Raw genomic sequence first — 25,924 nt, forward strand, 5'->3', positions numbered from 1 at the left:
TTCCTCCTTGTTTCTTAAAGCAGTCCCAGCCCGCCCTTGGGGGTGAAAGAGCCGGAGATGCTCTCATTTTCTAAAGACACTTTATCTTATTCTGAAAATGTGATAATTTGCTGGAAAATTTGTGAAAAAACAGTGAAGCCATGGAGCAGTTTGTTTGTTTTTCGACGAAAAATCAATTTCTTTTACCATAAGAATCATGTATACTATAACGTATCCGCGGACGGACGCTTTTCCATTTTTGTTCCTCCGCGAAACATTACGCCGGACTTTTTCCCGTCCGGGACTGGAGATTTTAGGAGACTCTATGAATAAAAAAGACTACTACTGGGCCAAGTATATGCTGATTTTCGGCTTTTTCTGCATCTCTTTTGGCACCTCGATTTTCCTGAAAACCGAACACGCCCCCGATGAGGCGATGCGGATGCTGATTCCGGAATACATCGTCTCACACCACACACTGCCGAACGGCATGGAAGAATCGGTGCGCCATCCGCTGTGGGGATTCTCCTATGCGCTGTATCCGTATCTGACCGCGATCATCAGCTCCGTGTTTATGGCCATTACATCGCTGTTTACGAAAAGTGCAGCGGCTCTTTTAACTGCCGCCCGCCTCACCAGCGTCCTTTCCGGCACCGGCACACTGATCGTTGTGTTTCTGATCGGCGAAGAGCTCTTTGAACGCCGCGAATCCGCACTGCTCGGCGGTATTTTCGTCGGTTTTCTGCCGCAGTTTGTGTTCCTCTCCTGCTATGTGAACAACGACTCGTTCGCCGTTTTCACGGTCGCACTGATCATCTATTTCTGGATTCGCGGCATGAAAAGCGCATTCTGCAAAAAAGACTGTATCGGCCTTGGAGCAGGCTGCGGACTCTGCGCGCTGTCGTACTACAACGCCTACGCGTATCTGCTCTGCAGCATTCTTCTATTCTTCGCGCTGATGATACATTTCAGGAAACCAGCAAAGGAGATCTTCGCCAAAGCTCTTCTGGTCTTTGCCATCGCCTTCCTGATCGGCGGCTGGTTCTTCATCCGCAATGCCGTCATCCACGACGGAGACCTGCTCGGCATGCGCACCACAAATGAATCCGCATCGCTGTATGCCACTGAGGAGTACAAACCGAAAAACCGCCAGACACCGGCATCCGAAGGCTGGAGCTTTAAGCAGACGTATTTACAGACCCCGGAGGGACGCACCTCCAACTGGCTGTTCTCCACCGTCAGCAGCTTCATCGGCTCGTTCTCCTACATGACCGTCCATCTTCCGATGGTGCTTTACCTGCTGTACGGTGCGCTGATGGCGTTCGGATTCCTGCTGTTTCTGTTTCTTGCCATGATCCCGCACTGGCTCCGCAAAAAGCCGCAGCTTCTCCTCTTTGTGATGCTGCTCCTCGCCTGCCTGATCACGCTGTTCATGGACATGTACAACACGTATTTCAGCGACTACCAGTCGCAGGGCCGCTACCTGATGCCGGCGCTTGTCCCGCTGATGGTCTGGATCGATGACGGCTATTCTTCACTCACTGCAAAACTTCCCGCTGAGTGGAAACGCGCCTCCTGCCATCTGACACTCCTGCCGGGAGCAGTCTGGCTTGTACTGTTTCTCATCAGCTACATCGGATTTCTGATTCCGGGCTGCTGTGGATAACGAAGAAACAGGTGCTATCTCTTTTTCTCAGATAGCACCTGTTTCTTCGTTACAAGCTTTTAGTTTTTAGATATGTTTCATCCGGTCTTTCCTTTCACTTTCTTTGTTTCCTTTTAATTGCTAAAATAGCTATAACACCAATTGCCAGAATCCCAATTCCTAAAATAATTACCAACATCTTATTTTGATGTTTCACCGGCTGATCTGCAACATCAAGGACAATATTGGTTTCTCCTTGTGCATCGTCAGTTTCGATATAAGACGAATCAGCAACTGTGGAACAGTAAATCTCCAGTGTCTGGCTGATCGGAATATTTTGTTTTCGTAATTCTACACCATAACTGGATATGACCTTTATTTGCTTTTTTATACTTGATTTAATACATTCTTTTTTTGTTACACAATGCCCTACAATTTATTTTTTTCTTTTCCTCAAATATACTAATATTCCAGCAAAAACTAAAATGCTTAATATTACTAACATAATCTCTTTTCTTAGACTCTCCTCTATCAATGTATAAACGCTAAAATGTGATGTTTCAAATATAAATTCTCCATTTTTTATTTTCACATCCATTTCTGTTAAGGATCCATCCGCTTCCACCCTGTAAATTTTTGTTTTTCCAAGATAGGCAAAAAGCTTCATTTTTTCTGGAATTGGAATATATACCTGCACATTTTGTTCTGGCTGTATTTCTTCTCCGCTTTCCATAAGTGAAATATTGTATGTGTAAGATGTTCGATCTTTAATCGCATTGTAAGCCGCTAAATTTGTTTTCTTTAGTTCCTCCAATTTTTCAGAATCCAACTCCACTTTAAAAACGCTCAACGATGTTTCATCTGAAAATCCATTTTTGCTCTCCACCCTGATCTGCTGCGATGCCCGAAATCCTTTTTGATTTTGAATATAAACAGAACCCACGCCCTGCGACCTGATAAAATTCATATGCTGCAAAAATTCATTTTCAACTTTTCCCATAACAAATATTGCATCTAAAGCTTTTCCTGCCGGACCAGATACAAAATGAAATATTTTTTCGCCAATACTCACACCGAAATCTTTAGCTGTATCCTCAATGACCTCCATCAAATCAAATTCATTTAAATTTTTTATAATGGTTTCGCTAAATGAACCCAACGATTCTGTCGAAAAAAATACTTTATCTGAAACACCTTTACATAAATTTTGCGGAAGCTCGCTTCCATCTTCAATTAAAGTCACAAATGTTTTACTTTCCAGCAGTTTTTTAGTCAATGCTTTGCTAAATACTTCACTGTCCACATCAAAATTTTTGATCGTCTTTGCCAGTTTGCCAATGCCAATCAGGAGATCCGCTGAATTTATAATATTGACCACTGCCGAATCCTGTGGATCATTGCTGATTTTAATATACCCATCTTTTGGTATTTCTATCTTGACTGACGTCTTTTTTGAAAATCCACTTTTCTGTCGATAACTTCCTATTGTTCCATCTTTCAAATCAGAAATCAATCCACTTGTGTTATCCCACAATGCACCTTTCATACTCGTATTACTGGAACTCATCTTTTTAATCAAAATCACATCTTTTAAACGTCCATTTTCATCATACGTCTCTACACTTCCATATATGTAACTGCTGTTGTATACATCAAACGATACACTTGCTGTCCTATTATCTTTATTTATTTCATATGCATAATTGTCAATATATAAACCATTCATATTATAAATATTGGTAGCATATTCTTTTTCAATATATTGTACAGGCACAGCATTTACCGTATAGGAATACTCATGGTCTTTATACACTGTAACTGGAATCTCACTCATATACCCTGTATTTGTGTCTTGAAAAAACACATGTGCCGTTCCCGTCTGAATTCCTTTCCATTCTGTATAACGTCGTTTATCTGCCACACCTGTTTTTTTTAGTTCAAGAACTGATGAATCATCTACCCAAAATGTAATTCCTGAAACATCATCCATCAGTTCTCCATTGTTGAAAATTCCAGCACTTAACGTAATGATATTATCTTTACAAATACTCAGACTGGTATAATCTGAATAAACCGCTAATCCATCTTCTGGTGTGCTTTCCTCCTCATTCTTCTGCTGTTCCGTTTCCTCTGCTCCACCCTGATCGAGACTTAAAAATTTATATTTTACTGTATACTGCATATCCGCATCATATCCCTGATACTGCATAGATGCCTGAAAGTCCATAAGAATTTCATCAATCTTTCCTGTTGTTTTATCTATGGTTATTTTTGTTTCTACATCGCTGTATTTTAAATTTTCTACTCCCTCTACCATCTGAGCAGCGGCTACTCCTATCTCATTCGCTTTCTCTGCCGGAATTGTAAAGGTAATCTCATTTCCAGAAATTTTACTCTTTTTCACCATATTCTGCGTTAATGAAGAGAACTGAAAATAATTTGGATTCATCTCAACATCTACCGTTTTGCTTACTGGTTCCTTATATTCATAATGAGCCGTCCCATCTCGATACGTCATATTCCATATATATTTTTGTCCAAGTACAGCCATACTGGCAGAGCCTGTCATTTGAACTGCAGAACTGTCATTCTCATCATAACCAGATACCTCTGTAACTGCATCCAATGTAACTTTCGTTTTCGTTTTTGCTTTTCCCTGGATAATTGTCATATCTGCATCCATATCCAGTTCTTCTTTCCAGTTTCCTGACACGACTGTTTTCTGCATTGCTTCCTGATATGCCAGAAAAGCATCTTTCCCTTTTCCATATACCGTAATCGGAAATACTTGAAACCCTATTATCAACGCGATCAAAATATTCCTCATTTTCTTTTCCATTTGTGCTCCTTTCAAAAAAGGACCCCGTATAAAACATACAGAGTCCTTTTTTCATCTGATTTTTCTTCTAAAACAGGTTTCCCATTGTATACAGATCTAAATACCAAGAACGATCTACTTTTATTACAGATATTTCCAGAGAATTGCTTACTTCTGTTTCATCTCCTTTCAAAGTAAACTCAACCTCTACAGTTTTAGCTGCAGATACTTTTACGTTTATATCTTCATAATTGCTTTTTAAATCATCCAGGTCATCATCTGTCACATCTTCAACATTTGTCATTTTATAAGACAGTTTCCAGTCATCTCCCAGCGATTGATCCAAGGAATCCACTTGTTTCTTGAGAGAATCATTCGCCTCATCTACCAACTCTGTTTTGCTATATCCTGTCTCCTCTAATGCTTTATCTACTACCTTTTCCGGAAGCAATTCTACAATAGATTGTGCATCTACCGCAAACTGCGACGTTACAAATGTATCTATTGTCTTTTTGTAGCTTCTTCCCCCAAGTGTATAAACAAGAAGTACGACTGCTACAATCACACACACTGCTAATACAATACCCTTTTCTCTGTTTTTTTTTGCAGGTGACTTTTCATTTAGCGCTTTTCCACATTTACTGCAATATTTTGCCCCATCTGGATTTTCTGTTCCGCATTTTTTGCAAAGCATTTATTTCCCTCCACATTTTGAAATTTTTATCACGAACACTATTTTATTTGGATCCAGATTGCCACATTCTTTGCATCCCTTCCATAATTTCGTTCAGCTCTTGTTTTCGGCTCTGAACTTGGTATGCAGATACCCGCATACATAAAATAAATGGTGCATCCAGAATCAAGAAAAACAATGCCATGATTCCGATTCCATTAATGAGCATTCCTGCCGCCGCTACCAGCATCAATACTGACATTATTATTCCTACAATTTTAAATCCTTTAGCCCGTTTTTGGTATGCTTCTATCTCTGCCGTAAGTTCATCTGGATTTCTAAATTTTCTTCCACATTTTTTACAGATCCAATATGTCTTCTGTTGTAAACCACTCGCTCCGGCTAATACTCCAGCTTTCGTACCAGCAAATACAGAAACACCCATTCCGCTTGCTACAGCACCTCCTATATCCCGATCTCCTATAATATTTAAGTCTTTTTCTCCACACCGTGGACAACAAATTTTTACATATGTAGCTGTTCCCATATCCTTCCTTCTCTCTTAATTTATTTTTTTATCTATTTTTTTGCTGTTAATGGCCGAAACGATTGAATTGTAATTCCCCGATATTCCAGGATGCCTTCATCTCCTACTGCAATAAATATGGTGTCTGCATGAAAACTTCTAAGCTTTTTACGCTCTCCATTTTCAAATTCAACCACATACCATTCAATGTTTCCTTTTTGTACTGGTTTCTCAAGAATTTTTACTTTCGATTTTTCCAGTGGCTTGGAATTGTCCTTTGATTTCAAAATAAAGTATCCAATCCAGGAAGCGATTCCTATCACTAAAACAACTATAACAAACGCAAAAATATCTTTATCAGAAAAACTGCTGCCACCGATACGTATATATGTCATTTAATTTTTCTCCTTCTTTTCAAACATGAACCATAAATTATTCTTTAAATTCGCTATAGGGAATCGGATCATCATCAAGCCTGTTCGAGTAATATATCACACTTACATCTTGGGCTTTTCCTTGCAGATACAGAAAAACTGAATCTGATTTCCATACTACTGAGTTGCCGTTTGCCAAATTTCCCACATGAATTATTCCACTTGCTGCACCACTTAAGCTGATATTCTCTGTAGATGTAAAATCAAATAAACTCTCTACAGTACTGCCCTCTGGAACTTGAACCACAATGCTGCCATCTGTAACTTCTTTGGTTCCCGATGTTGACTTACCACATCCAATTAGCATCATCATGCTTAAGACCATTAAAAACAAATACATCTGTTTTTTTCGTGTCATAACACATTCCTCCTGCTTCTATATCTTTGGTTTTGGATTTCGATTTTTTCTTTTTCATCCCCCCTACCTAATCCCCCGTTTTCAGAAAGTGTACTTTTGCAGATCAGAAAACACATTCTATTTCTTTATATATTTTCACTAAAATACATTGTTTTTTTCTTCCTAATATTGTATAATACAACAAAGTAACTTGAATTTTCAGAATTTGCAAAAGTACACATTTACAAATTCTGCTCTCCTGTCATTTGCTTTTCATCTTCCATTTTTCTTATCTTCCCATAAAACGTCCCAACCGGCATGTCACATGCTTTCGCAGCTTCCTTTAACGTTATCTTTTTTTCTCTCCATTCCCTATGAACTTCATCAAAATTATCCGGTACCGACCGCGACGGTCTGCCAAATTTCACTCCTTTTGCTTTTGCAGCTGCAATTCCTTCTGCCTGCCGTTGACGAATATTTTTGCTTTCACTTTCTGCCACAAAAGACAACACCTGTAAAACAATATCGCTCAAAAAGGTTCCCATCAGATCTTTTCCCCTTCGAGTATCGAGCAATGGCATATCAAGGACAACAATATCAACACCTTTTTCTTTTGTCAGCACACGCCATTGTTCCAAAATTTCCTCATAATTTCTTCCCAGTCGATCAATACTTTTTATATACAACAAATCATCTTTCTTTAATTTTCGTATCATTTTACGATATTGCGGACGGTTAAAATCTCTGCCCGACTGCTTATCCAGATAAATATTCTTTTCCAAAACACCAATTCGTTTCAACGATAATAACTGCCGATCTTCATTTTGATCTCGGCTACTTACTCGTATGTAACCATAAATATTCATAGCGTGTTCCCTTCTTTATAAAATTTTGCATCACAGAAAATTTTACATGCTCGACGTGAATCTTGTGATCACAAAATTTCATCAACTTCTCTTTTCAAACACATTATAATAAAGCATCTCTGGGAACACATATTTTTTATATGATGGTCTATTATGTTCACTTATCTGACCATTATTCTCCCAACAAAAAAGCAAGGCAGCATGCCACAAATTTCTCTGTGGTATGCTGCCTTGCTTTTTTATTCAAAATTTTGCGCGTCTAACTCATCATTGAAGTAACGAGAATGCGACTCTCAGTTTTCAAAATATACTATTCTTTACTGAATCGGCTCCTTCGCCGGTGTTCCCGCTTTTCTCGGATACTTCTTCGGCGTTGCCTTCACCTTCTCGATGCAGACAAACGATCTCTCATCCTCGGTTCCCGTAAGCTGGAAGTAAACCGGCTCTTTTGCTTCGCCGCCGAGCACATGAATCGCTTTTTGAGCTGCGGCAAGCTCCTCATTCAATTTGCCCGATTTATACGAAACAAACCGTCCGCCCACCTTTACATACGGCAGACAGTACTCCGAAAGCGAGCTTAAATTCGCCACCGCGCGTGATACCACGAGATCAAACTGCTCCCGGTAATCCTTCTGGCGTGCGAAATCCTCAGCTCTTCCGTGAACCGCCGTGATTTTCGAAAGGCCAAGCTGTCCGATCACCTCATTCAGGAATTTCACCCTCTTATTCAGTGAATCCAGCAATACAACTTCCACCTCCGCAAACGCGATTTTCAGCGGGATTCCCGGAAAACCGGCTCCCGTTCCCACGTCGAGAATGCGTCCCGCCTGTTCCACATCACAGACCTTCACCAGCGACAGACTGTCGAGAAAATGCTTCGTAATCACCTGATCGAACTCCGTAATCGCCGTCAGATTCATAAACGAATTCCACTCTACAAGCAGCTCATAATACTGCAGAAACTGCGTCTTCTGCTCCTCGGAAAGTGTGATTCCAAGCTCAAAAAGGCCGCGCTCAAATCCTTCAAGATTGTATTCTTTCATGTTGTTCTCCGTTCTACTCTATTCTTCCAAGTGCCCGCTGCACTTTTTGTTCCTGTCCACGCAGTATCAAAACACTTGCTGTTTCGCTGCATAAGAATGTAATTCAGGCATGCATATCTGTCCTTTATTTATGTCCCAGATACACCAGCAGAACCGAAATATCCGCCGGGGAAACGCCCGAAATACGTGACGCCTGGCCGATGTTGATCGGACGGTACAGGTTCAGCTTCTGTTTCGCCTCGATGCGCAGGCTCTGGATCTCGTCGTAATTGATATTCTCCGGGATCTTCTTCTCTTCCATCTTCTTAAACTGCTCCACCTGCTTCATCTGGCGCCTGATATAGCCGTCGTACTTGATGTTGATGTTGACCTGCTCCTGCACATCCTCCGGCAGCTTGGGTCTTTTCGGATCTACTTCCGCCAGCATCTTATAATTCAGCTCCGGCCGGCGGATCAGCTCTGCGAGCGAACTTCCGCCGGAAAGCAGCGTTGATCCATACTCTTCCAAAAGCTCATTGATGTTCGAGCTCGTTCCCACATACGTATTCTCCACGCGCTCAATCTCTTCCTGAATCCGCTGTTCTTTTACTTTCAGTGCCTCATACTGCTCCTCGCTGATCAGACCCACGCGGTAGCCGTATTTGCGCAGACGCAGATCCGCGTTGTCCTGACGGAGCAGCAGACGGTATTCCGCGCGGCTCGTCATCATACGGTACGGCTCATGGTTCTCTTTCGTCACAAGGTCGTCGATCAGAACGCCGATATACGACTCCGAACGGTCGAGCACCAATTTCTCTTTTCCCTGTACGCGGAGCGCTGCGTTGATACCCGCGATCAGACCCTGTGCCGCAGCCTCTTCATATCCCGAACTACCGTTAAACTGGCCGCCGGAAAACAGATTTTTGATCGCCTTGAACTCGAGGGACGGCAGAAGCTGTCTCGGGTTGATGCAGTCGTACTCGATCGCATACGCATTCCGCACGATTTTTGCATGCTCCAGACCCGGCACGGTGTGATACATCGCAATCTGCACATCCTCCGGCAGCGAGCTTGACATGCCGCCGACGTACATCTCGTTCGTGTATCGTCCCTCCGGCTCCAGGAACACCTGATGGCGGTTTTTATCGGCAAATTTTACAACTTTATCTTCAATGGATGGACAGTACCGCGGGCCTGTTCCCTCGATCATGCCGGAATACAGCGGCGACCGGTCGAGGTTTTCGCGGATAATTTTGTGCGTTTCTTCATTCGTATACGTCAGCCAGCAGGATTCCTGATCGATCTGTACGCTCTCCGGATCGGTCGAGAATGAGAACGGCACAACGCGCTCATCGCCAAACTGCTCTTCCATTTTCGAAAAGTCAATGCTCCGCTTGTCAATACGCGCCGGTGTTCCTGTTTTAAAACGCACCATCTCCACGCCGTTCGCTTTCAGGGAATCCGTCAGATGCGTCGCCGCCTGCAGGCCGTTCGGGCCGGTATACGTGCTCACATCGCCGTAAATGCACCGTGCATTCAGATAAACGCCGGTACAGAGGACGGCAGCCTTACAGTGGTAAACCGCGCCGGAAACGGCCTTTACACCCGTCAGAACACCGTCTTCCACGATCAGCTCCGCAATCTCCATCTGGCGGATCGTCAGATGATCGGTATTTTCAAGAACCTCGCGCATCGACTGGCTGTACGCCCGCTTATCCGCCTGCGCACGCAGCGAATGCACCGCCGGTCCCTTCGATTGATTCAGCATTTTCGACTGAATAAACGTTTTGTCAATATTTTTACCCATCTCGCCGCCGAGCGCATCGATCTCTTTTACGAGGTGTCCCTTCGACGTGCCTCCGATGTTCGGGTTGCACGGCATCATGGCGATGCTGTCGACACTTACCGTAAATACAACCGTTTCCAGCCCCATCCGCGCTGCCGCAAGTGCTGCCTCGCATCCCGCATGGCCTGCGCCGATGACGGCAATATCAATTGTTTCTTCTAAAACTGCCATTTTTCTTTTATCCTCTTTCTCTATCTACAGCTTTGGATTCTGTCTTAAGCTTTTTCTACTCTGTCAAAATCCGGCTGTCGTTCCTTGTAACTCTATTCCGGCAGATCTTCGTAATCTGTATTTGCTGCCTTTATTTACCTGTACAGAACTTGCTGAAAATCTCATTCACAAGGTCCTCTCCCACCGCTTCACCGATGATCGAACCCAGCTCCTCATACGCATTCATAAGATCAATGGAAAAGAAATCCTCCGGCATACCCATTTCGATACTTTCTGCCGTCAGTTCCAGACTCTTTTTTGCTGCAAAGAGTGCCTGCTTGTGGCGCGCATTCGTAATGTAAACCTCATCGTTGAACGAAATTTCGCCCTGGAAAAACATCTTTTTCATCTGCTCCTCCAGCTCTTCCATTCCTGTCTCTTCCCGCGCGGAAATGCTGATGACCGGAGCGCCTGTTTTCTGCTCCATCTCCTCTTTTTCGATCACAGCAGTCAGATCCGACTTATTCAACAGCACAATCGCCTTGCGCCCTTTCAGGATTTCCATGATTTTTGCATCATTCTCATCAAGCGGCACGGATGCATCCACCACGTAGAGAATCAGATCCGCGTCCTTTGCATGCTCCAAAGCACGGTCCACACCGATTTTCTCGACCATATCCGCCGTTTTTCGGATCCCCGCCGTATCCAGAATCCGAAGGGAAATGCCCTTTAAAACCAGATTTTCCTCGAGCACATCGCGTGTCGTTCCGGCGATATCCGTCACAATCGCTTTTTCCTCGCCTGCCAGCAGATTTAAAAGCGATGATTTTCCGGCATTCGGCTTTCCAAGGATCACCGTCTTGATGCCCTCCTGGATCATCTTGCCCTCATCCGCAGATGCAAGCAGCTTTTCCACCTGCTTTTTCTGCTCCGCAACAACCTGGGCCAGCCGCTTTGGATACCCGTCCAGGCTGATGTGCTCCGGGTCGTCGAGCGCTGACTCGATAAATGCGATCTCGTAAATCAGCTTCTCGCGGATTGCCCGGATCGCCTTTTTCACCGTTCCGCGAAGCTGGCTCTCGGAGCTTTTTAAGGCATAGGCACTTTTCGCCGAAATGACATCCATGACCGCCTCGGCCTGCGTCAGATCCATCCTTCCGTTCAGAAACGCCCGTTTCGTAAACTCGCCCGGATCTGCTGCCCGCGCACCGGCATTTAAGACTGCCTCGAGCACTTTTTTCACCGCCAGCACCCCGCCGTGACAGTCGATCTCGACGGTATTCTCGCCCGTATATGTTTTCGGCCCTTTCATCACCATGACAAGGACCTCATCAATCACTTCCTCCCCTTCGGTAATCCAGCCATAATGAATCGTATGGGATTTGACCGCGGAAAGCTTTTTTCCTTCTTTTTTTGCACGGAATACGCGGTCTGCCACTTCGAACGCATCGTTTCCGCTGATTCTTACAATACCAATTCCCGCCGGCGCCATCGCTGTGGACACTGCGGCAATTGTATCATCCAAATGAAATCCTGCCATTGTTTCCAGTCCTTTCTAAAACCTCTCTTTTTGGGGATCCCAGTATTCAGATCCACATCTTTTCTTTCCTTTCGCATGGCTCTGAATAGTTCCATTTTATCAGAAAACCAGAAAAGACGGTACCCCGTATTTTACACAGGTACCGTCTTTTTGCATATTTTTTACGCTTTCTTATCGTTTCGGCGCTACAACAACGTGACGATATGGCTCGCTGCCCTCGCTGTAGGTCTCCACAAATTTATTTCCCTGCAATGCAGAGTGGATGATTCTTCTCTCGTAAGGATTCATCGGCTCCAAAGAAACCGGTCTTCTGGTCTTTTTCACTTTGTAAGCGATGTTTCTTGCCAGGTTTTCCAGTGTTTCTTTTCTGCGCTTGCGGTAATTTTCCGTATCAAGTTTGACACGAACGTAATCCTTCTGCTCTTTATTGACTACAAGGCTGGTCAGATACTGAAGGGAATCCAGCGTCTGTCCTCTTTTTCCGATCAGGATGCCCATATCCTCACCGGCAAAATCAACTTCAAGAGAACCATTCTCGGCATTGTACTCCATCTGGATCTCAACCGGGAGCTCCATGGCTTTGAACACGCCGCTTAAGAACTCAAGTGCCGTTGCCTTGATCTGGGCGATTTCCTCGTCTGTTCTCTGAACTACTTCACGCTCTTCTCTTGGCTCGGAGCGTCTTGCAGTTTCTGCCTGACGCGGAGCAGATTTTCTTTCCGTTTCTTTCTTTACAGCTTCTTTTTTCGGCGCTTCTTTTACCGGTGCAGGAGCTGCCTCTTTTTTCTCTGGTTTCTGGGGTGTTTCCGGTTCTTTTTCCGGTGCGGCTTTTACAGCGGCACGGATCACAGCCGGTTTACTTCCGATTCCAAAGAATCCGGAACTGCCTTCGCTGATGACCTGGATCTCCAGTTTATCGCTGGCAGCCTGAAGCTCGATGCAGGCTTTTGTAATGGCGTCGTCCACGGTTTTTGCGGATACTTCGATAAACTCCATAAAGATTTACCCCCTATTTTTTCTTTTTGCTGTTCTTTTCATCAAACTGTTTTACCATGTTTGCTTTCGCAGCGATGCTTCCGGCGCGGTATTCCTGATTGCTGTTGTAATACTCAGTCGAAGCCTTTCTTGCTGCCTCTTTTTCCTCAGCAGACGGCTCTTCGTTCTCCTGTACCTGAATATTACGCACACTCTGCGTTGCAGCCTGTGTGATTTTCTGCGGCGGAAGGCCGGCTTTTTCTCTCTTCTTTGCCGCTTTTTCCTGGTTTTTGCGGATCACCTCATCCATGTCGATCGAGGACATATGGCGGTTGATGATAACCTGCTGTACACTTCGAACGAGCGCACCGGCGATCCAGTAAATACCAATACCGATGGAGAATGATAAACACATAAATGCGGAGAAAACAGGCATTACCGTGTTCATGGTCTTCATGGAATTTTCCATGGAGTTTGCTGTCTTATTTCCGTTGTTGGAAGATGGTGCCTGCGGCATCAGCTTGTAGTTCAGCCACTGGGTAAACCATGCCAGAATCGGCACCAGAATTGCTCCTGCAATCAGAAGCGCAGATCCGTTTGCCATACCCTCGCGGATGACATCCATCGGAGACTGTGTGATATTAAATCCAAGGAACATGTTGATATGCTTGGACTCCGCGGCGGTTTTTGTAATGGTATCCGCAATACCGGAGAACTCGCTGATGTCAGCCAGCTTCGTCCACTGGGACGGTTTCAGCACATAAAACATGTCCAGAAGGTTATTTTCGGTTAATGTTTCACTTACTTTACTGTACATGGTAACACGGTTATCTGTGATAAACTGTGTCAGGATGTCAGAATATCCTGATACACCCATCATCTGTGTTGTCAGTCCCTGGAATACATTGCGGACACTTCCGATATATCCCGGAATATGATAGATAACCTGGTACAGTGCAAGCAGAATCGGCATCTGAATCAGCAGTGTACTGCAGCTTCCTGTCGGGGAGACACCGTATTTCTGATAAACTGCCATGGTTTCTTCAGATTTTTTCATCTGAGAAGCCTGGTCTTTTTTGTTCTGATATTTCTTTTCAATTCTCTGCAGATCCGGCTGCATTACGCTCATCATCTTCGACATCTTCTGCTGCTTGATCTGAAGCGGCGTCAGAACGAGATAAATGATAATCGTATACAGAATAATCGCAATACCGATATTCGGAATTCCAATTTTTTCCAGACAAAAATAAATTCCATTGATCAGCCAGCCGAGGATCTGGCATACCCACCCGATAATCGGCCACGTTGATTTACTCAGTACGATATCCAAAACGTCTTTTCCTCCTTATTTATCTACGGCACAGGGTCGTAACCTCCGTGTGAAAACGGGTTACATCTCAGTATTCTCCATAATGCCAGCAGACTTCCTTTGAAAGCACCATATTTCTGAATCGCTTCCAGCCCGTACTGCGAGCAGGTCGGCGTATAAGGGCAGTGCACCCTCTTCAGAGGAGACAGGTACTTCTGATAAAACCGGATACCTTTTATCAATACCGTCTTCATTTTTCTGTTTCCTTTAATATATGATGCAGTTTTCCCAGATGCAAAAGTGCTCCCTCTATCTCGAAATACGTACAGTTTTTTGCATTAACTCTTGCGATCACAACTACATCCATTCCACACTGAAATTCCTCTTCATGCAGACGATAACTCTCCCGGATCAGTCTCGCCAGATGGTGGCGCACAACGCTGTTTCCAACCTTTTTACTTACTGAAATTCCAATCCGGTTCCGTCCCAGCTGATTTTTCTTCACATACATGACCAGAAATCGGTTTGCAAACGATGTTCCCTGCTTATAAACCAGCTGAAAATCTCTGTTTTTTTTCAGGCTTTCCGAATATTTCATGAATCCATTCTTTCCTTCATGATTTGTCTAAATTTTCTTTTCCTTGAATAGCTTTAGATAGAAGAAAAGACCACATAAATTTTATGCGGCCTTTGGTTTTATGCTGATAATTTTTTTCTTCCTTTTAATCTTCTTGCAGCTAAAACTTTTCTTCCACCTTTTGTGCTCATTCTTGCTCTGAATCCGTGAACTTTAGCTCTGGATCTTTTTTTCGGCTGAAATGTCATTTTCATAAGATAAGGCACCTCCTTTAAATTCTAATCAATAACTGCCTGCGAGGCAGTATTTCACTACATGTATGACAGAAAACATCATTTCAATTATATTCATAAACCCCCATTTCGTCAACCCTAAAATCAATAATTTTCGCAGTTTTTTCGGGAAAAATGCCGCTCTGACGCGGTTTTCCGGTCTGCCGCTGCCCGTGCCTTCCGTGTGCTGATTTTCAGTTTATCCACAACTTATCCACACTGTCCGCCGCACGCGTACAAATACCAGTTCGATTTTTGTGCTTTCCACACGATATCTTGTAACCGTAATCAACATTATCCACAATCTGTGGATAACCTTGTGGATAACTTTCGGTTTTGCTGTGTACAACCTGTGGGCATTTCCAATTTTTCCAGTATTTACGCCATGTATAATGTGTATATAAGTTTTCCAGACTTTACACATTTCGGTTTTTCCAGCCCTCTATCCACAATTTTATCAACATAAGATTCCCTGTTATCCACAAACTATCCTCCATTTCATCAACAGGAAAATTTTTTACACATTCTGTGGATAAAAAAATAATTATCCACATTTTTGGGTTGAATAAAACGGCATTTTATTATATCATATAGAAGTAAAAATGCGACTATTCGGGGAAAATTTCGTTTTCCAGACAGAAGTTATCCCCAAAAAGCAATGATTATAGAAGCGGAGCGACAGAAAAAGCATGGAAATCGTACAAGATAAATGGAAAGAAATACTGCAGAGAGTGCGGGACGAGCACGAATTATCTGAGATCTCCTTTACCACATGGATTGAACCACTTACGATCCATTCCGTAGAGGACAATCTGATCACAATCCTGGTTCCATCCGAAAAAATGGGCCTCGATTACGTGAGCAAAAAATATACTCTTCCTATTAAAGTAGCAATCGCGGAAATCACAGGCATCAACTATGAAATCCGCTTTATTCTGCCGGAAGAAGTGAAACAGGAAAAAGCTCCTGCTCCCGTCCAGAAAAATCTTTATGTGCCAAACCTGAATCCAAAGTATACCTTTGATACCTTCGTGGTCGGCAGCAATAACAAATTTGCCCATGCAGCTTCTCTCGCCGTGGCCGAATCCCCGGGAGAAATCTACAATCCGCTGTTTTTATACGGTGGTGTTGGACTGGGCAAAACCCATCTGATGCATTCGATCGCACATTTTATTCTTCAAAAGAACCCGTCTTCGCGGATTCTCTACGTAACGAGTGAAGAATTTACAAATGAAGTCATCGAGGCCATCCGAAACAGCAACAACACCGCAATGACCAAATTCCGTGAGAAATACCGCAATATCGACGTACTTCTCATCGATGATGTGCAGTTTATTATAGGAAAGGAATCAACACAGGAAGAGTTTTTCCATACCTTCAATACGCTGCACGGCGCCAACAAACAGATCATCCTTTCTTCGGATCGTCCCCCGAAAGACATGGATATCCTGGAAGACCGCATCCGTTCCCGTTTCGAATGGGGACTCCTTGCCGACATCCAGAGCCCGGATTATGAGACGCGAATCGCCATTCTCCGAAAGAAACAGGAATTAGACGGCTATTCCGTCAGCGACGATGTGATCGAATACATCGCTTCCAATATTAAATCGAACATCCGTGAGTTGGAAGGCGCTCTCAACAAAATCATTGCATACGCAAACCTTGAAAAACGTGAAATCAACATTGATCTTGCAGAGCAGGTGCTGCGCGACATCATCTCCCCGAACGAGAAGAAGGTGATCACGCCGGAATTTATCATCGACACCGTTGCAGATCACTTCGATATTACGCCGTCCGACATTGTCGGCAGCAAGCGGAGCAGCAAAATCGTATTCCCGCGCCAGATCGCCATGTATCTGTGCCGCGAAATGCTCGATGCCCCGCTGACCGGAATCGGAAAAATGATGGGCGACCGCGATCATACCACTGTCATGCACGGCATTGAGAAGATCGAAAAGGAAATGAGTGCTAAAGACAGTGTCCGCAACACGGTAGACATCTTAAAGAAGAAGATCAACCCGTCGAAATAGGCGGAGCCTTTGTAACTCTGTCAAAACGGTTAAAAACGATTTACATTTATATAAGAAGAAACTCATCGGTTGACAGGCCCTTATTTATACACAAACCGATGTGGAAAGCCTGTGGATGAATTGTGGACAAATTTGGGGCCTGAAGTTATCAACATTTCATACACAGGTTCACGTTCGATTATTCACAGAGTTATACAGATCGATTTTTCCAGTATTTCCGCATTCTTGACGGGGTTTTCCACATATCCACAGCCTCTACGACTAAGACTACGGATTTTTACTATATTTTTTCTTTATAAGCAGACTCACCAAGCAGTGAGGAAAGGAGAGTTATCCACAATTATGAAATTAGTGTTTGACAAAGCAGACCTTGTAAAAAGCGTCGGTATCGCTATGAAAGCTGTCTCCGGTAAAACAACCATGCCGATTCTGGAATGCATTCTGATTGATGCATCTTCCAACGTGATCAAATTTACCTCCAACGATATGGAACTCGGAATCGAAACCATCGTCACAGGTATGATTCTGGAACGCGGTATTGTTGCTCTGGATGCAAAGATTTTTTCTGAGATCGTAAGAAAACTTCCGGATAATCAGGTTACAATAGAAACAGATGAAAATCTGGTAACCACGATTACGTGTGAAAAAGCAAAATTTAACATTCCGGGACAGTCAGGAGAAGATTTTTCCTATCTGCCGATTCTCGAAACTTCTGATTGTGTTTCCATTTCCCAGTTCACCTTAAAAGAACTGATCCGTCAGACCATTTTCTCCATTGCAGCCAATGAGAACAACAAACTGATGACCGGTGAGCTTTTTGAAATCAAAGATAACACACTTCGCGTCGTATCTCTGGACGGACACCGTATTGCGATCCGCAGAATTGAGCTGAAAGATTCGTATCCGGACCGAAAAGTCGTTGTTCCGGGAAAAACCCTGAACGAAATCAGCAAAATTCTGTCCGGCGAGATGGATGATCAGATTGATATTTACTTCTCGGAAAACCACATTATGTTCAAGTTCGATGATACAACGGTCGTTTCCAGACTGATCGACGGTGAATATTTCCGCATCGACCAGATGCTTTCGAGTGATTACGAGACAAAAGTGACGATCAACAAAAAAGAATTCTTAAGCTGTATCGACCGTGCGACGCTTCTTGTCAAAGAAGGCGACAAAAAACCGATCATCATCGACATCCAGGATGGAGCGATGGAACTGCAGATCAATTCCGCGATGGGTTCCATGAAAGAAGAGATCGATATCAACAAAGAAGGCAAGGATATTATGATCGGTTTTAACCCGAAATTCCTGATCGATGCACTTCGTGTTATTGACGACGAGGAGATTTCGATTTATCTGGTCAACCCGAAGGCTCCATGTTTTATCCGGAACGAAGAAGAGAGCTATATCTATCTGATTCTGCCGGTAAACTTCAATTCCGTGAGATAAATCACATAAGTTTGAAATCTGCCAGAACCTTTTCTGAAAGAACTTTCAGCGGTTTTACAGCCACACAGGTTGAAAACTGCGAACTTACGTGAGGAAAAGGCACGGCAGTGCAGGAGGAAAAAATGGAAATTATTACGCTGCGTGAAGATTACATCAAACTGGGCCAGGCATTAAAAGCTGCTGCTCTGGTAGAAGACGGCGTGGAAGCAAAGCTCGTCATCAAGGACGGCGAAGTGACCGTAAACGGTGAAGTAGATACCCGCCGCGGCCGCAAGCTCTATGACGGAGATGTTGTCTGCTACAATGGAAATGAGATACAAATTAAAAAATAAGGCTTAAAAACTTAAGCTGATTTTTCACGGACGAGTGCTCATGTATATCAAATCTTTAGAACTGAAGAACTATCGGAATTATGAGAGTTTATGCATAAATATCAGCCCCGGAACGAATATTCTCTACGGCGACAATGCCCAGGGAAAGACGAATATTCTCGAGGCTTTATATCTCGCGGGTACGACAAAATCGCACCGCGGCAGCAAGGACCGCGAAATCATCCAGTTTGACCGGGAGGAAGCCCATATCCGGATGATGGTGGAGCGGAACGGCAGCACGCATAAAATCGATATGCATCTGAAAAAAAATAAATCCAAGGGAATCGCCATCGATGGAGTTCCGATCCGCAAAGCGTCGGAACTTTTTGGCATTGTAAATATTGTGTTTTTCTCTCCGGAGGACCTGAATATCATCAAAAATGGTCCTGCGGAGCGCCGGCGTTTCCTGGATAGCGAAATTTGTCAATTGTCAAGACTATACATGATCGAGCTTGCCAATTATAATAAAGTGGTGGCGCAGAGAAACAAGCTGCTTAAAGAGATTTCGTTTTCCGGCAGAATGGCGGATACGCTCGAGATCTGGGATGAGCAGATGGTCCGCTATGGAACAAGCATTATTTCCGAGCGGAAAAAATTTATCAGCCGCCTGAATGATATTTTATCCGAGATCCATCAGAATCTGACCGGAGGAAAGGAGCAGATTCTGATTACCTATGAACCGAATGTGTCCGAGGAAGGGTTTTCCGAAGAGTTAAAAGCCGGAAGAGAGCGTGATCTGCGTTTCGGACAGTCCTACACCGGGCCGCACCGGGACGATTTCTGTGTGCGGGTCAACGACATTGATATCCGTAAATACGGTTCCCAGGGGCAGCAGAGGACGGCGGCGCTTTCGCTGAAACTGGCGGAGATCCGTCTGGTCGAGGAGGAAATTCACGATACACCGGTTTTACTGCTGGATGATGTTTTGTCGGAGCTGGACGGCAGCCGGCAGAATTATCTTCTGCAGAGCATTCACAGCATACAGACACTGATTACCTGTACCGGACTGGACGAGTTTGTCGAAAATCATTTTGAGGCAAACAGCGTATTCCAGGTGGTCGAGGGATCTGTGTTTCACAAAGAAACAGGAGGAATCTAAATGAGTACAGAGAACATGGAAAAGACAGAGTATGGTGCAGACCAGATTCAGATTCTGGAGGGTCTGGAAGCCGTACGGAAGCGCCCAGGTATGTATATCGGCAGTACCTCCGCACGGGGACTTCACCATCTGGTCTATGAGATTGTCGACAACTCGGTAGACGAGGCACTGGCAGGATACTGCAAAAATATTGACGTTACGATTAACCCGGACAACTCCATCACCGTCATCGACGACGGCCGTGGTATTCCGGTCGGCATCAATCATAAGTCGGGCCTTCCGGCCGTTGAGGTTGTCTTTACGGTGCTGCACGCAGGCGGAAAGTTCGGCGGCGGAGGGTACAAGGTATCCGGCGGTCTGCACGGCGTTGGTGCATCCGTTGTAAATGCGCTGTCTAACTGGCTTGAGGTGCGCGTTTATCACGATGGAAAGGTTTACTTCCAGCGGTATGAGCGCGGAAAAACCATGAATAAGCTGGAGGTCATCGATACCTGTCCGATCGAAAAAACAGGTACCGAGGTCCGTTTCCTGCCGGATGACACGATGTTCGAGGAGACGGTTTATGATTACGACGTTTTAAAAACAAGACTCCGCGAGACCGCATTTCTGACCAAGGGACTGCGCATTGTTCTGCGCGATCTGCGCACGGATCCGGTAGTGGAAAAAGCATTCCACTACGAGGGCGGTATCAAAGAGTTTGTCAGCTACCTGAACAAGAGCAAAACGGCGCTCTACCCGGACATCATCTACTGCGAGGGAGAAAGAGACGGCGTTCTCGTTGAGGTTGCGATGCAGCACAACGATTCCTATCAGGAAAATACGTACGGTTTCGTCAACAACATTACGACGCCGGAGGGCGGTACCCATATCGTGGGCTTCCGGAATGCGCTGACGAAAACCTTTAATGAATATGCAAGAGCAAATAAACTGTTAAAAGACAGCGAACCGAACCTGACCGGAGAGGATATCCGCGAGGGTATGACGGCGATTGTCAGCATCAAAATCGAGGAGCCGCAGTTCGAGGGCCAGACAAAGCAGAAACTTGGAAACAGCGAGGCGAGAGGAGCAGTCGACAATATCGTGAGCACTCAGCTCGAGCTGTTCCTGGAGCAGAACCCGGCTGTCGCAAAAACGATCGTTGAAAAGTCCCTGCTTTCCCAGCGTGCGAGAGAGGCTGCAAGAAAAGCGCGTGACCTGACGAGAAGAAAATCCGCACTGGACGGTATGTCCCTGCCTGGAAAACTGGCAGACTGTACCGACAAGGATCCGAAAAACTGTGAGATCTTCCTGGTCGAGGGAGATTCCGCGGGCGGTTCCGCAAAATCCGCGAGAAGCCGTGCAACGCAGGCGATCCTGCCTCTGCGTGGAAAAATCCTGAATGTAGAGAAAGCACGTCTCGATAAAATTTATGCCAATGCCGAGATCAAAGCGATGATTACGGCATTCGGAACCGGAATCCACGACGATTTCGATATCACCAAACTGCGCTACGACAAGATCATCATCATGACCGATGCCGATGTCGACGGCGCGCACATCGACACACTGATGCTGACGTTCCTGTACCGCTTCATGCCGGAGCTGATCAAACAGGGCCACGTTTACCTGGCACAGCCGCCGCTGTTCAAGATTGAGAAAAACAAAAAAGTATGGTACGCATACGATGACGATCAGATGAATCAGATCCTCAATGAGATCGGACGCGGAGATAATAAGATCCAGCGTTACAAAGGACTGGGAGAGATGGATGCGGAGCAGCTCTGGGAGACCACCATGGACCCAGAACGCCGTGTTCTGCGCCGCGTTGTGTTCGATGAAGAGTATTCTTCTGAAATTGATCTTACCTTCAATACGCTCATGGGCGACAAGGTAGAACCGCGCCGTGACTTTATCGAAGAGAGAGCAAAATACGCAAACAACCTGGATATCTAAAAAGTCCTGTGAACTGAAGTGGAGGAAAAGATGGAAGATAATGTTTTTGATAAAATTCACGAGGTCGATCTGAAAGACACGATGGAGGAATCCTACATCAACTATGCGATGAGCGTAATTGCATCCCGTGCACTTCCAGACGTCCGCGATGGCTTAAAGCCGGTACAGAGACGTATTCTGTACTCCATGAGTGAACTGAACAATACGCCGGATAAGCCGCACCGTAAGTGCGCGCGTATCGTCGGTGATACGATGGGTAAATATCACCCGCACGGCGACAGCTCTATCTACGGAGCACTCGTCAACATGGCACAAGACTGGGCAACCCGTTATCCGATGGTGGACGGCCATGGAAACTTCGGTTCCGTCGACGGCGACGGCGCTGCGGCTATGCGATACACCGAGGCACGTTTAAGCAAAATCTCGATGGAGATGCTGGCGGATATCAACAAAGACACCGTAGACTTCGCCCCGAACTTTGATGAAACCGAAAAAGAGCCTGTTGTTATGCCGGCCCGCTACCCGAACCTTCTGGTAAACGGTACTTCCGGTATCGCAGTCGGTATGGCAACGAACATCCCGCCGCACAATCTGCGCGAGGTGGTAAGTGCCATTGTAAAAATTATTGATAATATCATCGAGGAGGACCGTACGACAGATCTCGAGGAGATTCTCGGCATTGTAAAAGGCCCTGACTTCCCGACCGGAGCAGAAATCCTCGGCACCCGCGGCATCGACGAGGCTTACCGTACCGGCCGCGGTAAAATCCGTGTTCGTGCGGTATCAAACATCGAGACACTGCCGAACGGAAAGAGCGAGATCATCGTAACCGAGATCCCGTACATGGTAAACAAGGCGCGCCTGATCGAGAACATCGCCGCGCTGGTAAGAGATAAAAAGATCGACGGCATCACCGGCATTGCGGACCACTCCAACCGTGAGGGTATGCGCATCTGTATCGAACTGCGCCGCGACGCCAATGCAAACGTCATCTTAAACCAGCTGTACAAACATACCCAGATGCAGGATACCTTTGGTGTGATCATGCTTGCACTGGTAAACAATCAGCCGAAAGTCATGAACCTTCTGGAGATGCTGACGTATTATCTGCAGCACCAGGAAGAGGTTGTGACGAGAAGAACGAAATACGACCTGAACAAAGCGCAGGAGAGAAGCCATATTCTGGAAGGACTCTTAAAAGCGCTTGACCATATTGACGAAGTGATCCATATCATCCGTGCATCCGCGAATGCGGCAGAGGCGAAGAAGAACCTGATGGAACGCTTCGATCTGAGTGATGCCCAGGCCCAGGCAATCGTAGATATGCGTCTGCGCGCTCTGACCGGTCTGGAACGGGAGAAGCTCGAGAACGAGTACAAAGAGCTGATGGCGCGCATCGAGCAGTTAAAAGCCATCCTCGCAGACCGCAAGGTGCTTCTTGGCGTTATCCGCAGGGAGATTCTGACCGTATCCGAAAAATACGGCGATGACAGAAGAACTTCCATCGGCTTTGATGAGTACGATCTCTCCATGGAGGATCTGATTCCGCGCGAGAATACCGTCATCACCATGACGAAACTGGGCTATATCAAACGTATGACCGTTGACAACTTCCGCAGCCAGAACCGTGGCGGCAAGGGAATCAAGGGCATGCAGACCATCGAGGACGACTACATCGAGGAGCTTCTGATGACGACGACCCATCATTACCTCATGTTCTTTACGAATACGGGAAGAGTCTACCGTCTGAAAGCATACGAGATTCCGGAGGCGTCCAGAACCGCAAGAGGAACGGCGATTGTCAACCTTCTCCAGCTGCAGCCGGGAGAGAAGATTACCGCTGTTATTCCAATGCGCAAATATGAGAAGGGCCATTATCTGTTTATGGCAACGAAAAAGGGACTGGTGAAGAAGACGCCGCTCGAAGAGTACGAGAACGTCAGAAAAACGGGTCTTGCTGCCATTGCGCTCCGCGATGATGATGAACTGATTGAAGTTAAGACAACTGATAACGAGAAAGAGATTATTCTGGTAACGAAATTCGGCCAGTGTATCCGCTTCAAGGAAAACGATGTGCGTACGACAGGCCGTGTTTCCATGGGTGTACGCGGCATCAACCTTCTGGACGGCGATGAAGTAGTCGGCATGCAGATCTGCACGCAGGGAGACTATCTCCTTGTCGTATCCGAAAACGGCATGGGCAAACGGACGCCGATGGCAGAGTTTACCGTACAGCTCCGCGGCGGCAAGGGTGTCAAATGCTATAAGATTACCGAAAAGACCGGAAACCTGATCGGTTCCAAGGCAGTCAATGAGGATAATGAGATTATGATGATTACCACAGAGGGAATCATTATCCGTACACCATGCTCCGGCATTTCTGTTATGGGACGGATCACGTCCGGTGTCAAGCTGATGGATGTGGACGGTGAAATCAAGGTTGCCAGCATTGCAAAGGTAAGAGACAAAGAGGCATCCGAGGAGACTCCGGTTTCGGTGGAAGAGACCGAAAGTGCTTCTGAGGAAACGAAGGAATAATACAGCGTCGCAAAACGTGTCTGAGAGAAAAAAGCTCAGGCACGTTTTTCTCGTTTGGGGAAGGGGAGAAAAATATGAAACGAATTTTACTGATGGTGCTGCGGAATCTGCTTCTGGTTCCGTGGATGTGGTGCCGGCTCTGTTACCATGCAGCGCATCCGGACAAGTACAGTCTGGAAGAGCACTTTAAAATGCTGCGCTTTATTGTACAGCGGGCGAACAAAGGCGGAAACGTCATTGTGGAATCCTATGGAGCAGAAACTCTTCCGGAGCAGGACGGTTTTGTGATGTATCCGAATCACCAGGGACTGTACGATGTGCTGGCGATCGCAGGAGCGTGCTCGCGTACCTTTACGGTTGTTGCCAAAAAAGAAGTAGAGCATGTTCCGTTTTTAAAGCAGGTCTTTGCCTGTATTCATGCGCTGTTTATGGAACGGGAAAATCTGCGGCAGTCGATGCAGGTGATTAATGAGGCAGCGGATGTTGTAAAAGACGGGAAAAATATCATTCTGTTTCCGGAAGGAACGAGGAGCAGGAAGGGAAACCAGCTGCTGGAGTTTAAAAGCGGCAGTTTTAAGATTGCGGTAAAAGCAAAATGTCCGATTGTGCCGGTTGCGTTAAAAAACTGTTTTGTTCCGTTTGACTCCAATACGATTCGTCCCGTAACAGTCGAAGTTCATTTCCTCGATCCAATCCCGTATGAGGAGTACCAGGGAATGAAGACGACAGAGATTGCCGAGATGGTAAAGAAGAGAATTGAAGCGGTTGTAACCGCATAGCGGTAAAAAAAGAGCGTATCATGCGCTCTTTTTTTACCGTTATAAGGGACTGGCAGGGCTCTGTAAAGCGTATTTTCTATTATGGTAAGAAAAAAACAAAAAAATCGAAAAAATGGGTTGACAAGAATGTAAGGTTTTTGTATAATAAACCATGCGTCACGAATGAGTGACCACACATATCATTTTATATTTAGGCATTTGGAGAAGTACTCAAGTGGCTGAAGAGGCGCCCCTGCTAAGGGTGTAGGTCGGGTAACCGGCGCGAGGGTTCAAATCCCTCCTTCTCCGTTTAAAAGCCAAAAACAAAATGATATTTTTTGTGGAAAAAGTTCTTGACAAACAGTTTCACATCTGATAAGATAGCAGAGTTGGTGATAGGTTTGAAAAAACTAATCCAAAAAATAAATTAAAAAAGTTCTTGACAAAAGCGAATGAGTTTGATAAAATAAACGAGTTGCTGATCGAAAGAACAGCGAAGAAGTTAAAAAACTTCAAAAAATAAATCAAAAAAGTTCTTGACAAACGAAAAGCTCTGTGATAAAATAAACGAGCTGATCCGAGTCGGAACAGCAAAGATCCTTGATAATTAAACAATGAAACACATCCTCGAAAGTTCTGAATAAGTAATTCAAAACGATCGAAAGATCCTTTAAAACAGTAAAAGGGATAAATTAGCTAGTATGTTGATTTTGAACTTGGAACAAATCTTTTATCAGAGAGTTTGATCCTGGCTCAGGATGAACGCTGGCGGCGT

General features: G+C 45.1%; 22 protein-coding genes and 1 tRNA gene. 9 read left to right on the top strand and 14 right to left on the bottom strand.

Going from position 1 to position 25,924, the window contains the following annotated elements:
• Positions 1-304 precede the first annotated feature (304 nt).
• Positions 305-1,645, top strand: coding sequence for an ArnT family glycosyltransferase (locus tag DXB83_RS12910; protein WP_158581114.1), 1,341 nt, complete (start codon positions 305-307; stop codon positions 1,643-1,645).
• A gap of 415 nt (positions 1,646-2,060) precedes the next feature.
• Here the strand turns inward: DXB83_RS12910 and DXB83_RS12915 are convergent, their stop codons facing one another.
• The 14 genes from DXB83_RS12915 to rpmH all read right to left on the bottom strand — a co-directional run bounded on the left by DXB83_RS12915 (position 2,061) and on the right by rpmH (position 14,951).
• Positions 2,061-4,463, bottom strand: a complete 2,403-nt coding sequence (locus DXB83_RS12915; protein WP_118697732.1) for a hypothetical protein — start codon at positions 4,461-4,463, stop codon at positions 2,061-2,063.
• A 67-nt stretch (positions 4,464-4,530) separates the two neighbouring features.
• Positions 4,531-5,136 (bottom strand): zinc ribbon domain-containing protein, encoded by a 606-nt coding sequence (locus DXB83_RS12920; protein WP_117805245.1) that lies wholly within the window; start codon positions 5,134-5,136, stop codon positions 4,531-4,533.
• Between the two features lie 43 nt (positions 5,137-5,179).
• On the bottom strand, positions 5,180-5,662 hold the full coding sequence (locus tag DXB83_RS12925) for a hypothetical protein (protein ID WP_117814435.1): 483 nt from the start codon (positions 5,660-5,662) through the stop codon (positions 5,180-5,182).
• Positions 5,663-5,694: 32 nt separating this feature from the next.
• A complete protein-coding gene (locus DXB83_RS12930; protein WP_117805247.1) occupies positions 5,695-6,036 on the bottom strand; it encodes a hypothetical protein in 342 nt (113 codons plus the stop codon).
• A gap of 37 nt (positions 6,037-6,073) precedes the next feature.
• On the bottom strand, positions 6,074-6,433 hold the full coding sequence (locus DXB83_RS12935) for a hypothetical protein (protein WP_117805248.1): 360 nt from the start codon (positions 6,431-6,433) through the stop codon (positions 6,074-6,076).
• Between the two features lie 221 nt (positions 6,434-6,654).
• Positions 6,655-7,278, bottom strand: a complete 624-nt coding sequence (locus tag DXB83_RS12940) for a recombinase family protein (RefSeq protein ID WP_117805249.1) — start codon at positions 7,276-7,278, stop codon at positions 6,655-6,657.
• Between the two features lie 317 nt (positions 7,279-7,595).
• A complete protein-coding gene (gene rsmG / locus DXB83_RS12945) occupies positions 7,596-8,321 on the bottom strand; it encodes a 16S rRNA (guanine(527)-N(7))-methyltransferase RsmG (protein WP_118697733.1) in 726 nt (241 codons plus the stop codon).
• 124 nt (positions 8,322-8,445) lie between these two features.
• Complete coding sequence (gene mnmG, locus DXB83_RS12950; RefSeq protein ID WP_118697734.1) at positions 8,446-10,317, bottom strand: tRNA uridine-5-carboxymethylaminomethyl(34) synthesis enzyme MnmG; 1,872 nt, start codon at positions 10,315-10,317, stop codon at positions 8,446-8,448.
• Between the two features lie 130 nt (positions 10,318-10,447).
• On the bottom strand, positions 10,448-11,836 hold the full coding sequence (gene mnmE, locus DXB83_RS12955) for a tRNA uridine-5-carboxymethylaminomethyl(34) synthesis GTPase MnmE (protein ID WP_118697735.1): 1,389 nt from the start codon (positions 11,834-11,836) through the stop codon (positions 10,448-10,450).
• A 171-nt stretch (positions 11,837-12,007) separates the two neighbouring features.
• Positions 12,008-12,832, bottom strand: a complete 825-nt coding sequence (jag, locus tag DXB83_RS12960; RefSeq protein WP_118697736.1) for an RNA-binding cell elongation regulator Jag/EloR — start codon at positions 12,830-12,832, stop codon at positions 12,008-12,010.
• A 13-nt stretch (positions 12,833-12,845) separates the two neighbouring features.
• Entirely contained in the window at positions 12,846-14,141 is a 1,296-nt protein-coding gene (yidC, locus tag DXB83_RS12965; RefSeq protein WP_117802685.1) for a YidC/Oxa1 family membrane protein insertase, read from the bottom strand.
• Positions 14,142-14,164: 23 nt separating this feature from the next.
• Positions 14,165-14,374, bottom strand: coding sequence for a membrane protein insertion efficiency factor YidD (gene yidD, locus DXB83_RS12970; protein ID WP_022462271.1), 210 nt, complete (start codon positions 14,372-14,374; stop codon positions 14,165-14,167).
• Positions 14,371-14,718, bottom strand: coding sequence for a ribonuclease P protein component (gene rnpA, locus DXB83_RS12975; RefSeq protein ID WP_022462272.1), 348 nt, complete (start codon positions 14,716-14,718; stop codon positions 14,371-14,373). Before rnpA ends, yidD begins: the two co-directional genes overlap by 4 nt.
• A gap of 98 nt (positions 14,719-14,816) precedes the next feature.
• Positions 14,817-14,951: a 50S ribosomal protein L34 gene (gene rpmH / locus DXB83_RS12980; protein ID WP_005952426.1), complete on the bottom strand. Its 135-nt coding sequence runs from the start codon at positions 14,949-14,951 to the stop codon at positions 14,817-14,819.
• 707 nt (positions 14,952-15,658) lie between these two features.
• On the opposite strand from rpmH, the gene dnaA reads away from it, so the two are divergent.
• From dnaA to DXB83_RS13020, 8 genes are all read left to right on the top strand, one after another.
• Positions 15,659-16,999, top strand: coding sequence for a chromosomal replication initiator protein DnaA (gene dnaA / locus DXB83_RS12985; RefSeq protein ID WP_118697737.1), 1,341 nt, complete (start codon positions 15,659-15,661; stop codon positions 16,997-16,999).
• Between the two features lie 342 nt (positions 17,000-17,341).
• Complete coding sequence (gene dnaN, locus DXB83_RS12990) at positions 17,342-18,451, top strand: DNA polymerase III subunit beta (protein ID WP_022462274.1); 1,110 nt, start codon at positions 17,342-17,344, stop codon at positions 18,449-18,451.
• A gap of 122 nt (positions 18,452-18,573) precedes the next feature.
• A complete protein-coding gene (locus DXB83_RS12995; RefSeq protein ID WP_022462275.1) occupies positions 18,574-18,783 on the top strand; it encodes an RNA-binding S4 domain-containing protein in 210 nt (69 codons plus the stop codon).
• 40 nt (positions 18,784-18,823) lie between these two features.
• A complete protein-coding gene (gene recF / locus DXB83_RS13000; protein WP_118697738.1) occupies positions 18,824-19,921 on the top strand; it encodes a DNA replication/repair protein RecF in 1,098 nt (365 codons plus the stop codon).
• Complete coding sequence (gene gyrB, locus DXB83_RS13005) at positions 19,922-21,853, top strand: DNA topoisomerase (ATP-hydrolyzing) subunit B (RefSeq protein ID WP_022462277.1); 1,932 nt, start codon at positions 19,922-19,924, stop codon at positions 21,851-21,853.
• Between the two features lie 30 nt (positions 21,854-21,883).
• On the top strand, positions 21,884-24,391 hold the full coding sequence (gyrA, locus tag DXB83_RS13010) for a DNA gyrase subunit A (RefSeq protein WP_118595954.1): 2,508 nt from the start codon (positions 21,884-21,886) through the stop codon (positions 24,389-24,391).
• A gap of 74 nt (positions 24,392-24,465) precedes the next feature.
• Positions 24,466-25,170 (top strand): lysophospholipid acyltransferase family protein, encoded by a 705-nt coding sequence (locus DXB83_RS13015; RefSeq protein WP_118697739.1) that lies wholly within the window; start codon positions 24,466-24,468, stop codon positions 25,168-25,170.
• 200 nt (positions 25,171-25,370) lie between these two features.
• Positions 25,371-25,458: transfer RNA gene (locus DXB83_RS13020), tRNA-Ser, on the top strand.
• Positions 25,459-25,924: the final 466 nt, after the last annotated feature.

It is taken from the genome of Blautia sp. OM06-15AC, assembly GCF_003481425.1.
In the GTDB taxonomy this organism is placed as follows: Bacteria; Bacillota; Clostridia; order Lachnospirales; family Lachnospiraceae; genus Fusicatenibacter; species Fusicatenibacter saccharivorans.